This window comes from Rhodococcus sp. C3V, from assembly GCF_029269915.1.
Lineage (GTDB): Bacteria > Actinomycetota > Actinomycetes > Mycobacteriales > Mycobacteriaceae > Rhodococcus_F > Rhodococcus_F qingshengii.
Window position 1 is genome coordinate 945024 of record NZ_JARJBE010000001.1, and the last position, 12276, is coordinate 957299.

12 protein-coding genes are annotated in these 12276 nt (G+C 63.2%); 7 read left to right on the forward strand and 5 right to left on the reverse strand.

What is annotated here, in order from left to right; all coding sequences use genetic code 11:
• Positions 1 to 13: 13 nt before the first annotated feature.
• On the reverse strand, positions 14 to 1423 hold the full coding sequence (locus P3G66_RS04690) for an NAD(P)/FAD-dependent oxidoreductase (RefSeq protein WP_276116274.1): 1410 nt from the start codon (positions 1421 to 1423) through the stop codon (positions 14 to 16).
• 82 nt (positions 1424 to 1505) lie between these two features.
• Here P3G66_RS04690 and P3G66_RS04695 point away from each other — a divergent pair, with 82 nt between their 5' ends.
• Entirely contained in the window at positions 1506 to 2258 is a 753-nt protein-coding gene (locus P3G66_RS04695; RefSeq protein ID WP_019744767.1) for an SDR family oxidoreductase, read from the forward strand.
• The gene (locus P3G66_RS04700) at positions 2258 to 3580 is read left to right on the forward strand and encodes an NAD(P)/FAD-dependent oxidoreductase (RefSeq protein WP_003946361.1); all 1323 of its coding nucleotides are present in this window, start codon (positions 2258 to 2260) and stop codon (positions 3578 to 3580) included. Before P3G66_RS04695 ends, P3G66_RS04700 begins: the two co-directional genes overlap by 1 nt.
• Positions 3581 to 3583: 3 nt before the next feature.
• On the opposite strand, the gene P3G66_RS04705 is transcribed toward P3G66_RS04700, so the two are convergent.
• Positions 3584 to 4087 carry a hypothetical protein gene (locus P3G66_RS04705; RefSeq protein ID WP_276116257.1) on the reverse strand — a complete coding sequence of 168 codons (504 nt, stop codon included), beginning with the start codon at positions 4085 to 4087 and terminating at the stop codon, positions 3584 to 3586.
• Positions 4088 to 4212: 125 nt separating this feature from the next.
• Between P3G66_RS04705 and P3G66_RS04710 the strand changes: the two genes are divergently transcribed.
• From P3G66_RS04710 to P3G66_RS04720, 3 genes are read left to right on the forward strand one after another with little or no spacing between them, the layout of a single operon-like run.
• Positions 4213 to 4680, forward strand: a complete 468-nt coding sequence (locus tag P3G66_RS04710; RefSeq protein WP_003946332.1) for a MarR family transcriptional regulator — start codon at positions 4213 to 4215, stop codon at positions 4678 to 4680.
• 4 nt (positions 4681 to 4684) lie between these two features.
• Positions 4685 to 5536 (forward strand): ATP-binding cassette domain-containing protein, encoded by an 852-nt coding sequence (locus P3G66_RS04715; RefSeq protein WP_003946416.1) that lies wholly within the window; start codon positions 4685 to 4687, stop codon positions 5534 to 5536.
• Positions 5496 to 6314 (forward strand): ABC transporter permease, encoded by an 819-nt coding sequence (locus tag P3G66_RS04720; RefSeq protein ID WP_003946384.1) that lies wholly within the window; start codon positions 5496 to 5498, stop codon positions 6312 to 6314. The genes P3G66_RS04715 and P3G66_RS04720 overlap by 41 nt, the downstream gene beginning before the upstream one ends.
• Before the next feature lie 26 nt (positions 6315 to 6340).
• Here P3G66_RS04720 and P3G66_RS04725 read toward each other — a convergent pair whose 3' ends face one another.
• Positions 6341 to 6784, reverse strand: a complete 444-nt coding sequence (locus P3G66_RS04725) for a helix-turn-helix transcriptional regulator (protein WP_003946341.1) — start codon at positions 6782 to 6784, stop codon at positions 6341 to 6343.
• Positions 6785 to 7687: 903 nt separating this feature from the next.
• Between P3G66_RS04725 and P3G66_RS04730 the strand changes: the two genes are divergently transcribed.
• On the forward strand, positions 7688 to 8500 hold the full coding sequence (locus P3G66_RS04730) for an FAD:protein FMN transferase (protein ID WP_007727618.1): 813 nt from the start codon (positions 7688 to 7690) through the stop codon (positions 8498 to 8500).
• A 1-nt stretch (position 8501) separates the two neighbouring features.
• Here P3G66_RS04730 and pgi read toward each other — a convergent pair whose 3' ends face one another.
• On the reverse strand, positions 8502 to 10157 hold the full coding sequence (gene pgi, locus P3G66_RS04735; RefSeq protein WP_218679793.1) for a glucose-6-phosphate isomerase: 1656 nt from the start codon (positions 10155 to 10157) through the stop codon (positions 8502 to 8504).
• A gap of 92 nt (positions 10158 to 10249) precedes the next feature.
• On the opposite strand from pgi, the gene P3G66_RS04740 reads away from it, so the two are divergent.
• Positions 10250 to 11704 carry an NAD-dependent succinate-semialdehyde dehydrogenase gene (locus P3G66_RS04740; RefSeq protein WP_190287595.1) on the forward strand — a complete coding sequence of 485 codons (1455 nt, stop codon included), beginning with the start codon at positions 10250 to 10252 and terminating at the stop codon, positions 11702 to 11704.
• Positions 11705 to 11778: 74 nt separating this feature from the next.
• Here the strand turns inward: P3G66_RS04740 and P3G66_RS04745 are convergent, their stop codons facing one another.
• Complete coding sequence (locus tag P3G66_RS04745; RefSeq protein WP_003946362.1) at positions 11779 to 12105, reverse strand: chorismate mutase; 327 nt, start codon at positions 12103 to 12105, stop codon at positions 11779 to 11781.
• Positions 12106 to 12276 lie beyond the last annotated feature (171 nt).

Here is a 12276-nt window from a genome sequence, read left to right on the forward strand (position 1 = left end):
CTTCGGGAGCGCGTCAGCGGCGAGCCTCCAGCAATCGAAGCCAGACTTCACTGACCGTCGGATACGAGGGCACCGCATGCCAGAGAGTTTCCAGTGGTACGGCGCCGACGACCGCGATTGTCGCCGCATGCACCAGCTCGGATACTTCGGGCCCGGCGAAGGTAGCGCCGAGGATCACGTCGGTGGCCTTGTCGATCACCAACTTCGCGCGCCCCGAGTAGTCGTCGCGCAGCAGCGAAGATCCCGCGACGGCGAGTTCGATCTCCACGACTTCGACGTCGTAGCCGTCGTCGCGAGCTTTCTTCTCGGTGCGTCCCACCCAGGCGATCTCGGGTGAGGTGAACACCACCTGGGGGACCTGTCCGTTGTCCGCCGACGCGGTGTATCGAGGTCCACTGAGCCCGCGACTCTCGGCCCGCGCGGCGATGACGTCTCCGCAGACTCTCGCCTGATACTTGCCCATGTGGGTGAGGGGAGAACGACCGTTGATGTCGCCGACTGCGTAGAGCCATTCACCTTGGGCGCAGAGGTGATCGTCGGTCGTGACGTACTTGCCGTCCTCGAGGCCGATGACAGACAAGCCGAGATCGGCAGATGTCGGCCCGCGGCCCGCCGCGACGATGACCTCGTCGACTTCGATCACGCCGGACGATGTCTCGATGCTGACGGGTCCACCGTGGATGTGACCTTCGCCGGTGGCCTTGGCATCGGGGCGTGAGACCGAGTTGACGGCAGTGCTCAGTCGAACGTCCACACCGCGGGCGCCGAGTGCTTCGGCCACCATCGTTCCGGCAAACGGTTCTGCTGATTTCAACAGAGCATCGCCCCTCACGAGCAACGTCACGTGAGCGCCGAACGACGACAACCACGTTGCGCACTCCGTTGCGACCACTCCGCCGCCGATGACCGCCACTCGCGACGGAACCTCGTGCAGGTTGGTGGCGTCGCGCGAGGTCCACGGGAGTGCCTCGCGCAATCCCGGTGTCTTCGGGACGGTGGCGGTCGTTCCCGTGGCTAGTACGACGGCCTGGCGGGCACGGAGCTTACGGGTCCCGTCGACGGTCACTGCTCGCTCGCCGTCGATGACCCCGTGGCCTTTGATCACGGTGATGCCCGCGGAGGTTGCCCAGTCGACCTGGGACGAGTCGTCGTGGTTGTGGGTGAACGAGTCGCGCCGTTTCAGAACGGCATCGACGTCCAGCGGTCCGGCCGGGATCCCGGGCAAGGCGTCGGCCGCCTCGAGGACCTGCCCCGGGCGCAGTAGTGCCTTGCTGGGCATACAGGCCCAATACGAGCATTCACCGCCGACCAGTTCGTGTTCCACGATTGCGGCGGTGCGATTACTTCCGGCGATGGCGTATGCGGCGGCGTTCTCGCCGGCGGGTCCACCGCCGATCACGATGACATCGAATTCGTCGGTCATTGCTCCACGGTATGCCGGATCGGTCCGAGTTCGCTCGGTTACTGCCGGGTACGAGAGCTCGATGATGGCTACAGTTGCACCCATGACGCGGCAGAAGATTTTGATCACCGGTGCCAGTTCGGGTCTGGGGGAGGAGATGGCCAGGAGATTCGCCGCGGCCGGTCGCGACCTCGCGCTGTGTGCCCGGCGGACGGATCGTCTCGACACGCTGCGAGGGGAGTTGGTGGCGCAGTACCCGTCGATCAGCGTCGCAGTGCGCGAACTCGATGTGACCGAACACGATTCCGTCGTCCGGGTTTTCGGTGAGCTGCGCGACGAGTTGGGTGGCCTGGACCGGGTGATCGTGAACGCCGGGCTCGGCAAGGGCGCCAAGATCGGAACCGGAAAAGCGCACGCGAATCTTGCAACAGCGCAGACGAATTTTGTCGGCGCGCTGTCGCAGTGTGAAGCTGCGCTCGAGATCTTCCGCGCGCAGGACGCCGGACACCTGGTTCTCGTGTCCTCGATAAGCGCGGATCGGGGGCTACCCGGGCCAAAAGCGGCCTATTCGGCAAGCAAGGCCGGGGTAGCGGCTCTGGGTGAGGCGCTCAGTATCGAGTTGGCGCGCACACCTATTCGGGTCACCACCCTGCTGCCGGGCTTCATCAAGACCGACATGTCCGCCGGCGCCGGCGACGACGCAGCGCTCATGGCCAGTCTGGACGAAGGCGTCAGTGCCATGGTCGACGCCATCGAGAAGGAAACCACCCGAGCGGCGCTACCAGGCCTCAAGTGGCAAGGGATAGATGCGGCCCTACGATTCCTGCCCAACTCCGTGACAGCGAGGTTTGTCTGATGAGCATCCACATCTCGAACGGTAAGCCCCGCGTAGTGATCGTCGGTGGCGGCTTCGGTGGACTGTACGCAGCGAGACGGCTCAAGAAGGCCGACGTCGAGGTGGTTCTGATCGACCGAGGGACCAGCCACGTCTTCCAGCCCCTGCTATACCAGTGCGCCACGGGTCTGCTCTCCGAAGGGCAGATCGCAAGTCCGCTGCGACATCTGCTCGAGGACAACAAGAACACGAACGTCGTTCTGGGCGAGGCCAAGTCGGTGGACGCCGACGCCGGGATACTGACTGCCAGTCGCTTCGACGGGTCGACCTTCGAATTGCCGTACGACTACCTGATCGTGGCGGCTGGAATGCGCCAGTCGTACCACGGCCAGGACGAGTTCATCAAATGGGCGCCTGGCATGAAAACCCTCGACGACGCTTTGGCGATCAGGCGCAGTCTCATTGCTGCGTTCGAGATGGCCGAATCGCTCCCGACGGCGGAAGAACGTCGGCCGTGGCTGACCTTCGCCGTGGCGGGCGGTGGACCCACCGGCGTCGAATTAGCCGGGCAGATCCGCGAATTGGCGATGCACGCGCTGACCAACGAGTTCCGGTCCATAGACCCGGACGAGGCAAGGGTGCTGCTCTTCCACGGCGACGATCGGGTGCTCCCTTCGTTCAGTCGCAAGCTCTCGGCCGCCGCCAAACGTACTCTCGACGGGATCGGCGTCGAGACTCACCTCGGCGTGCACGTCACCGACGTGTGCGAGACCAGCATCGAGACGACGGACAAGAAGACAAAAGAGAAGCGGCAGTACGAGACCCGCACGATTCTGTGGACCGCGGGCGTCGAAGCAGTGCCGTTCGCCGAGGCACTGGCCACGGCGCTGGGTGTGAAGCAGGTCGGCGGTGGCCGCATCGAGGTGGAAGCCGATCTGACCGTTCCCGGCCACCCGAACGTCTACGTGGTGGGCGACCTCATGTCGCGGGACAAACTTGCCGGGGTGGCCGAGGTCGCGATGCAGGGTGGTCGGCACGCCGGTGCCCGGATCGCGGCAACCGTGGAAAACGGAGTGCCCAGCCGAAAACCGTTCAAGTACCGCGATCTTGGAACCGCGGCCTACATTTCGCGACGCCACGCGTTGCTTCAGGCAGGGCCGGTCCAGTTGTCCGGGTTCATCGGATGGGTGTCATGGGGAATCATCCACATCGCATTCCTCGCCGGTTTCCGCAATCGCGCCAGCACGGTGCTGAACTGGGGCGCAACCCTGGCGTCGAAAACGCGTCGGGAACGGGCAATCACGTACGGCGACCCCGAAACCGCTCGGCAGCCGTACAACTGAGGGTTACTCAGTCTTGAACACGGGGTTTCCGGCGGCGTCGATCATCCACCACAGGCTGCCGACGCTCTGTCCGAGCATGTCTCCGGGAACCTTGTCGTCGAGGTACCGATAGACGGGCTTGCCGTTGACGGTGATCTGGAAAGATCCTTCAGGCCCGTCGACAGTGTCGATGACGGCGTCGATTCCTTCGACGATCGGCGAATCCGTGACCGAGGTGACCGCCGGCCAGTAATGCAGGCACGCTTCGTCGCACGACCCGGCTTGTGAGTTCTCCTCGTCCGGGTTGTAGACGTAGACGGTCATGCCTTCGCCGTCGACGGCGATCGTCCCGAGTGGGGAGTCGGCGGTCTTCAGCAGGGGTGCATCAGCGGCGGCGGGTGGCGACAGCGACGTCGCAATGGCAGTGACGTTGTCTGCGCTGTCCCCGGAATCGAGGGCGTCGGGCGAGCAACCGGTGAGGATCAGGGCGGTACTCGCAACCGTCGCGAACAACCACTGTCTGCGCATGACGTCTCCGTTCTGGGCGGGAGTGCTCGGGACAAGCAACCGGGGATACCCGTTGCGGACGAGCTGAAAACGCCGGGCGTCCGGATTCCTCGACAATAGCTCTGTTACAGAGCTATTGTGAGGTTGTGGATGGAAGCGGAGCAGATCTTGCGGATGACGTCCTGGAGACGCTCGGACAATTGCGCCGGGGCACGAGGAAGGCATCGGGGCGGCCGTTTGCGGAACGACCGCTCGCCGGCGCCCAGATCGAACTCGTCAGGCTGCTACGACGCAACCCGGGTCTGTCGGTGGCCGAGGCCGCCGGGCGATTGGGTGTCGCGGCAAACACGGTGTCCACCTTGGTGCGGCAGCTCGTCGACGATGGAGTGATCGAACGCGTTGCCGACGAGGCCGACCGCCGCGTCGCGCGATTGGTACTCGCGGACGAGGCGCGCGCCCGCGTCGAGGTGTGGCGTGATCGCCGGAGTGTGATTGTCGGTCAGGCATTGTCGAGTCTGACCGGAGAAGACAGAGCGAGGATCGAGGCTGCGCTACCAGCCCTGTCGCGATTGGCGAGCGCTCTGGCAGCAGCCGGATCAGAAGGTGAGGGGTAGTGAGATGCTGACACAGTGGTGGAAGAGCCGAGCGGCAGGTTCACCCGACCCCGGCGCACACGCGGTCGAGATCGACTCGGTTACATACAAGTTCGGCGACCACCGCGCGGTGGACAACCTGAGTCTGGTCATCAATGCGGGGGAGTGTTTCGGCCTGCTCGGTCCCAACGGCGCAGGAAAGACTACGACGATCAGGTTGCTCAACACGTTACTTCCTCTGCAAGACGGTGACATTCGGATTCTCGGTCGCTCAGTTCGTACCGAGGCGATGACCATTCGGCGCTACCTCGGGTACGTGCCACAACAGCTCTCGATCGAAAGCGCATTGACCGCACGCGAGAACGTGACCTGGTTCGCGCGACTGTACGACGTTCCGCGGTCCGAACGACGCGAGCGCGTCGACCAGGCGCTCGAGATGGTGGACCTACTCGATTCAGGTGATCGTCTGGCGTCGGGTTTCTCCGGCGGTATGGTGCGACGTCTCGAACTTGCGCAGGCGCTGGTGAACCGACCGTCGTTGCTGGTGCTCGACGAACCGACGGTGGGGCTGGATCCCATTGCCCGCGAATCCGTCTGGCAGCGAGTGGCGGAGATGCAGAAGCAGTACGGCATGACTGTGCTGCTCACGACGCACTACATGGAAGAAGCCGAGGAGTTGTGTGATCGTGTTGCGTTGATGCATCACGGTGAACTTCGTGCAGTGGGCGAGCCGAGCGCGTTGGCCGCCGAACTGGGGCCGGAGGCCACTCTAGAAGACGTGTTCCGTCACTACACCGGCGACGACCTCACCGGCGGCAAGTCAGGAGGTCTCCGCGATGTCCGCAGTGCCCGTCGCACAGCGCGCCGCTTGGGCTGATCCCACTACCAACGGTTTTGCTCGATTGCTCTCGAGAATTTACACATTCTGCCTCGTGGAGGTTCAGAAGTTGCGGCACGACCGATCTGAATTGGTCACGCGCGCAATCCAGCCGATCCTCTGGTTGGTGATCTTCGGTCAGACGTTCAGTCATATCCGAGCGATCCCGACTGGCGACGTACCGTATCTCGACTTTCTCGCGCCGGGCATCATTGCGCAGTCCGCACTCTTTGTTGCGATCTTCTACGGAATCCAGATCATCTGGGAGCGTGACGCGGGGGTCCTCACCAAACTCATGGTGACGCCGACGCCACGAGCCGCGCTGGTCACCGGAAAGGCATTTGCAGCCGGTATCCGTGCGGTCGCCCAGGCCGTGGTCGTAGTCGTTGTAGCGGCGCTGCTGGGCGTGAGCATGACGTGGAACCCGATAAAGCTGCTCGGCGTCGTGGGCGTCGTTGTCCTCGGCTCGGCGTTCTTCGCCTGTCTGTCGGTTGCGATCGCGGGGATCGTGCTCAAACGAGATCGATTGATGGGCATCGGCCAGGCGATCACCATGCCGTTGTTCTTCGCGTCCAACGCTCTGTACCCGGTCGAACTCATGCCGACGTGGGTTCAGTGGCTCAGTCGCATCAATCCGCTGAGCTACGAGGTGTCAGCGCTGCGCGGTCTGCTGATCGGAATGCCGACCGATTACCTCGTCGACTTCGGCGTGCTGATCGGGGCCGCGCTGCTCGGAATCATCACAGCTTCGGCACTATTAGGCCGCTTGACTCGCTGATCTGACTCGCTGATCTTCGCTCCGGACTAGTCGCGAGTGAACGGTGGGGTGTAGGTGCTGCAATCCGGAGGGACGGCCGGGAGTCCTTCGGACGAGCGAAGTTTCTCCGCAATCGATGAGAGCAAGTCCTGCGATTCAGGGGAGAGATCGACCGCTTTTATGGCCAGAGAACGTAATTCGCTGTCGTGGAACTCTTCGACAACCGAACGGTCTTCTTCCGGAATCAGTTCGGGATCTTGGCGAGGTGTCGGGCCGAAGAAGTACTCTGCTGCTACGCCGAAGTAATCGGCCAATGCCAAAACGACTTGCTCCGACGGATTTGTGCGCACACCGCTCCGGAGTTGCGAGAGGTACGGTGTCGAAATCTTGCATCCACGTTGCGAAAGGGCTTCCACAACTTGTGCGTTGGTGAGTCTCGGTGCTGTGGCCGGGTACAAGGCGTTCAAACGGTCCTTGAATGAATCGGTCACAATTCCTCCCTCGAGCGTGACCCAGCGTCACAGCTACTTCGCAGTTTTCACATAGTAGACGACACGGTTATTCTGGACTCCGGTCGAAAGTCCTTTCACCTGCGGATATTTGGCGCGGAGAGTTTCCAAAGACTTTGTAAAGTATGTGATTTACACCGCGTACTGACCGTTCGTTTTGCCAACGGGCGTGTGGGTGGCGTATAAGCAAAATGCCGGTGGTTACGCCGTTGCGCTGCAGGTTCTTTCGGCCGGTCCTATGTAGCTGCGTCGATGCATTGTGGCCCTGTCTGTAACGTGCGAGCACTGCCGCCGGGCGCCGGGCGTCACTCTCTCCGGCGGTTGGCGAGCCGCGTGTTCGGAACTCTTTCTCGGTGCTCTGCTCGACGCTCGCGCGTAGTGATGGGCGCGTATTTTTCTCGGCAGTCGAGAGTGAGCGGGCAGGTGTGTCGACCTGTCGAAAGTGGCGCGCGTCGAAAGCGGCCGATTGGTATGTCATCGACGTTGGAACACAGTGCTTCTCGTCAGTCGCCGCTATCTCCTGCGGTGATATCGGCGTCGCCCGGACGTGTTTTGCGGCAGACCGAGCTCGAGGCGCAGCGTCCCGGCACGACATGTCGACCGTCGCCTTTGCGTCTTTCGGATCGGAATAGCCCGCTGCGCCGGTAGTAGTCGACGTCAGTCGCAGTCGGGTGCGGTCAGGACCCTTCGAAGGAATACGCGGCTTGCACACGGAGGGCGACAGTCCGGGCGGCAATTCTGTCGCACAGATCTACCATCAGCCCCTGCCGTGGGCTGCTCCTCCTGCAGGATGCGTGCCTCGGCCTCGGAAGCGGCTTATGGCACGGGGCTTGCTGACCGGCGCATACTGGTTACAACGCGGTGTGTTCGAAGGGCAGGACTGACATGGTCAGTGTCGAGAAGTGGGCGATGTGGGATTCCGCCGTGGAGGTGGATGTCACCGAAGGCGCTGCGCTGCCCACTGCGCACGCGTTGATCGCAGCTGCCATCGACGAAACCGAAGCGGTCTGCGACCTTCGCCGGGGTGACGCCGAGATTCACGCCGTCAACCTCGCTCAGGGAACTCCGGTCAAAGTGACTCGGCGTATGTCTGCTCTCTTGCGGTCGGCGCTGTGGGCGGCTCGTATGACCGGCGGCGCAGTCAATCCGCTTGCCGACAATTACTCCGAGGACGAGTCCATCCCTCCGGTCCACCCGACCCCGACGTTCGAGGACGTACAGCTCGACGGCGACGTGGTGTACGCGCCCTGGGGTGCGTCGTTCGACATCACCGGAGTTGCCAAGGCCGACACCGTCGATCGCGCCGCGCAGATCGTCGCCGCCGAATTACAATGCGGCGTTGCTGTGCGGATCGGCGACGTGATCGCCACGGCCGGCCATGCACCGGCTGGTGGCTGGCAGATTCCGGTGCCGGACAGCGAAGAAGTCGAACTGATCAACGGAACCGCGATGGCGACGGCGCGGGCGCTGGAGCTGCCCTCCTGGGAGCCGAACCAGGAGCGGCCCTCCACGGAATGGGCACAGGTCTCGGTGATTGCTGACGACGCGGTGTGGGCGTACGCCGCGAGCGAGGCTGCGTTGATCCGGGGGATAAGCGCCATCAAATGGGTTGAACAGCAAGAGCTTCGCGCTCGGCTCGTCGACCGATCCGGACGCGTGTACACAACGGAAAGTTGGTTCGGCCCGGCCGCCGCGTGAGTCAGGCCCGTCCGCGCTCTCTGCGGTACCACTGCACCAGAGCATCTGTGGATGTGTCGCCGAGGTCGCCGGGTGCTGCTTCGGAAGAGAGCGCAGGCCCCAGTTCCAGTGCCTGCGTCTTGCCGAGTTCGACGCCCCACTGATCGAACGGATTGACACCCCAGACAGCACCTTCGACAAATACCTGGTGCTCGTAAAGCGCGATCAGCTGACCGACGACCGAGGGGGTCAGCTCCTTCGCCAAGATAGTGCTCGACGGTCGGTTGCCTGGCATCACCTTGTGCGGCACCAACTCCGGAGCAGTGCCCTCTGACGCGATCTCTTCGGCAGTCTTGCCGAACGCGAGAACCTTTGTCTGAGCGAAGAAGTTACTCATGAGCAGATCGTGCATTGATCCCGTGCCGTCCGCAGTAGGCAGATCGTCGGTGGATTCCGCGAAGCCGATGAAATCGGCGGGCACGAGCCACGTGCCCTGATGCAGGAGCTGATAGAACGCGTGTTGGCCGTTGGTCCCCGGCTCGCCCCAGAAGATCTCACCGGTGGACGTGGTCACCGGTGAGCCGTCGGCGCGAACCGATTTGCCGTTGGACTCCATGGTCAGCTGCTGCAGGTACGCGGGAAAGCGCAGCAAGTCGTTGGAGTAGGGCAGCACTGCGCGGGACTGAGCGCCGAAGAAGTTGGAGTACCAGAGCCCGATGAGGCCGAGGAGGACCGGCGCGTTCTGCTCGAGCGGTTGGTTTCGGAAGTGCGTGTCGATCTGGTGGAAACCGTCGAGAAACTCCGCAAAACGAACGGGTCCGACGGCACACATGACCGACAAGCCGATCGCCGAGTCGACGGAGTAGCGCCCGCCGACCCAATCCCAGAACCCGAACATGTTCGCGGTGTCGATGCCGAACTCCGCCACGCGGTCACCGTGGGTGGAGACTGCGACGAAATGCTTGGCTACGGCCGAGACGTCTTCGCTGCCCAGACCGGCGAACAGCCAACGCTTTGCCGCTGTCGCGTTGGTGAGGGTCTCGAGGGTGGAGAACGTCTTGGATGCGACGATGAAGAGCGTCGTCTCCGGATCGAGGTCGTCGAGCTGTCCGACCAGATCGACAGGGTCGATGTTGGAGACGAACCGGACGCTGATTCCGGCGTCGGCGTAATGCCGTAGTGCGCGGTAGACCATCACCGGCCCGAGGTCGGAACCGCCGATGCCGATGTTGACGATGGTGCGGATGCGCTTGCCGGTAGCTCCGGTCCACTCGCCGCTGCGCACACGATCGGCAAAAGCGCCCATCGCGTCCAGAACTTCGTGAACGTCCGCGACGACGTCTTGACCGTCGACGGTCAGAGCAGAATCCTTGGGCAGACGCAGTGCTGTGTGCAGTACGGCGCGGTCTTCGGAAGTGTTGATGTGATCGCCCGCGAACATCGCGTCGCGTCGTGCCTCGACGCCGGCCTCGCGGGCCAGTTCGACGAGTAGCGCGAGAGTTTCGCGGCTGACGCGATGCTTGCTGTAGTCGATGTGAAGATCACCGGCGTCGATCGTCAGCTCTCGCCCGCGGGCTGGATCGTCCTGGAAGAGTTCTCGCAGGTGAACGCCTTCGATGTCGGCGTAATGAGCGCGCAGTTTCTGCCAGGCTGAGGTTCCGGTGATGTCAGTGCTCACGATCATCGACTTTAGTGGCACAAGCTGGAAACTTCCGCGTGAGTCTCGCTCGCGGGCAGACGGACGCGGCTCCGACGAGCATCATGGAACCCATGGACACATTCGAATTCATTCGATCAGTTCCCACCCAGTTGTTCGTCGGCGGTCGGTTCGTGCCCGCGGAGAACAACGCGACCTTCGCGGTGGCGGATCCGGCGACCGGGAAATCGTTGACCGATGTCGCCGATGCGAGCCCCGCGGACGCGCTGCGCGCTCTCGACGAAGCCGTCGCCGTCTCGTCGAAGTGGGCGAGCACACCTGCGCGCGAGCGTGGTGAAATCCTGCGAGCCGTCTTCGAGAAGATCACCGAGCGAGCCGAGGACGTGGCGCTGCTGATGACCCTCGAAATGGGCAAGGCACTCGCCGAAAGTCGCGCCGAGGTGAAGTACGGGGCGGAGTTCTTCCGGTGGTTCAGCGAGGAGGCCGTTCGCATCGGCGGGCGCTACACGCCGGCCCCGGCGGGCAACGGCCGGATCCTTGTCACCAAGGCGCCGGTCGGACCGTGTCTGGCCATCACTCCCTGGAATTTCCCGTTGGCGATGGGTACCCGCAAGATCGGCCCGGCATTGGCCGCCGGCTGCACGATCATCGTCAAGCCCGCCTCGGAGACCCCGTTGACGATGTTGTTGCTTGCTCAGCTCATGGCCGAAGCCGGGTTGCCCGACGGAGTCCTCTCGGTGTTGCCGACATCGAAATCCGGTGAAGTGACCGGCCCTCTCATCGACGACCCTCGACTGCGCAAGCTCACCTTCACCGGGTCCACCGGCGTCGGCAAGATGCTGGTGGAGAAGTCCGCGAAGCGATTGCTCCGCACGTCGATGGAATTGGGTGGCAACGCACCCTTCGTGGTGTTCGACGACGCGGACGTCGACAAGGCAGTCGAGGGCGCGGTACTGGCGAAGCTTCGCAACGGAGGCGAAGCATGCACCGCCGCCAACCGGTTCCACGTCGCCAACGCCGTGCGTGAAGAGTTCACGACCAAGCTGACCGAGAAGATGGCGACTTTCACGATGGGACCCGGTACCGACCCGGAGACGAAGCTCGGCCCGCTGATCAACCAGAACCAACTCGACACGGTCGCGGAGTTGGTTGCAGATGCGGTGGATGCCGGGGCGAAGGTGCGACTGGGCGGCGAAGCGCCGGGTGGTGAAGGGTACTTCTATCCAGCCACGGTGTTGGCAGACGTTCCGGCCAGCGCGCGGATTCTGAAAGAAGAGGTGTTCGGACCCGTCGCCGCGATCACCGGCTTCGACACCGAAGCCGAGGGAATCGCAGCCGCCAACGACACCGAGTTCGGACTGGCCGCGTACATCTTCACGAGGGATCTCGACCGTGCGCTTCGGGTTTCCGACGCACTGGAATCAGGAATGATCGGCGTCAACCGCGGAGTGATCTCGGACGCGGCAGCGCCGTTCGGTGGCGTGAAGGAATCCGGATTCGGCCGCGAGGGCGGGACCGAGGGGATCGAGGAATACCTGAACACGAAGTACATCGCGCTCGAGAGCTGATACACACGCGAACGGCCACATCGGGACTGCCAGAGGCATCCGATGTGGCCGTTCGCAAGTGATCTGGGTGTGCGCTAGTGGCCCAGGCGTCCGCGGCCCAGGCGCAGGAGCAGCATCGCGAGAGTGTGGCCTTCCTGGCCCAGCTCGTTGAATCGTTCTAGGACCTTCATCTCGCGGCTGTGCACCAGACGCGGACCACCCGATGCCATCCGGGTACGGCCGATGATCTGGGAGACCTCGGAGCGGCGTTTGATGGCCGCGAGGATCTCGGCGTCGAGACGGTCGATTTCTTTCCGTAGTTCGTCGATCTCCGCCTCACTCTGGGGGATCTCGACGTCTGTCGGAGCAGTTTTTACAGTATCGACAGTATTTCCATGGGGGGCTGCAGCCTGGGTGCTCATTGCTATTCGTCTCCTCTTCCTACTGCGTGGATCGTGGTCTCGGCTCGGGTCGTTACCGATCCAGGCACACTGACGAAAATGCCCCGGATCCGATTCGGACCAGGGGCGGGTGAGCTGTTCAGATCACGTGCACCGAGGTCCGGGGCACGTAAAGTAACGCCACAGCGGGCC

Coding starts and splice junctions, on each gene's coding strand:
- P3G66_RS04690 (WP_276116274.1), bottom strand. CDS start 1,423: ATGACCGACGAATTCGATGTCATCGTGATCGGCGGTGGACCCGCCGGC.
- P3G66_RS04695 (WP_019744767.1), top strand. CDS start 1,506: ATGACGCGGCAGAAGATTTTGATCACCGGTGCCAGTTCGGGTCTGGGG.
- P3G66_RS04700 (WP_003946361.1), top strand. CDS start 2,258: ATGAGCATCCACATCTCGAACGGTAAGCCCCGCGTAGTGATCGTCGGT.
- P3G66_RS04705 (WP_276116257.1), bottom strand. CDS start 4,087: ATGCGCAGACAGTGGTTGTTCGCGACGGTTGCGAGTACCGCCCTGATC.
- P3G66_RS04715 (WP_003946416.1), top strand. CDS start 4,685: ATGCTGACACAGTGGTGGAAGAGCCGAGCGGCAGGTTCACCCGACCCC.
- P3G66_RS04720 (WP_003946384.1), top strand. CDS start 5,496: ATGTCCGCAGTGCCCGTCGCACAGCGCGCCGCTTGGGCTGATCCCACT.
- P3G66_RS04730 (WP_007727618.1), top strand. CDS start 7,688: ATGGTCAGTGTCGAGAAGTGGGCGATGTGGGATTCCGCCGTGGAGGTG.
- P3G66_RS04740 (WP_190287595.1), top strand. CDS start 10,250: ATGGACACATTCGAATTCATTCGATCAGTTCCCACCCAGTTGTTCGTC.
- P3G66_RS04745 (WP_003946362.1), bottom strand. CDS start 12,105: ATGAGCACCCAGGCTGCAGCCCCCCATGGAAATACTGTCGATACTGTA.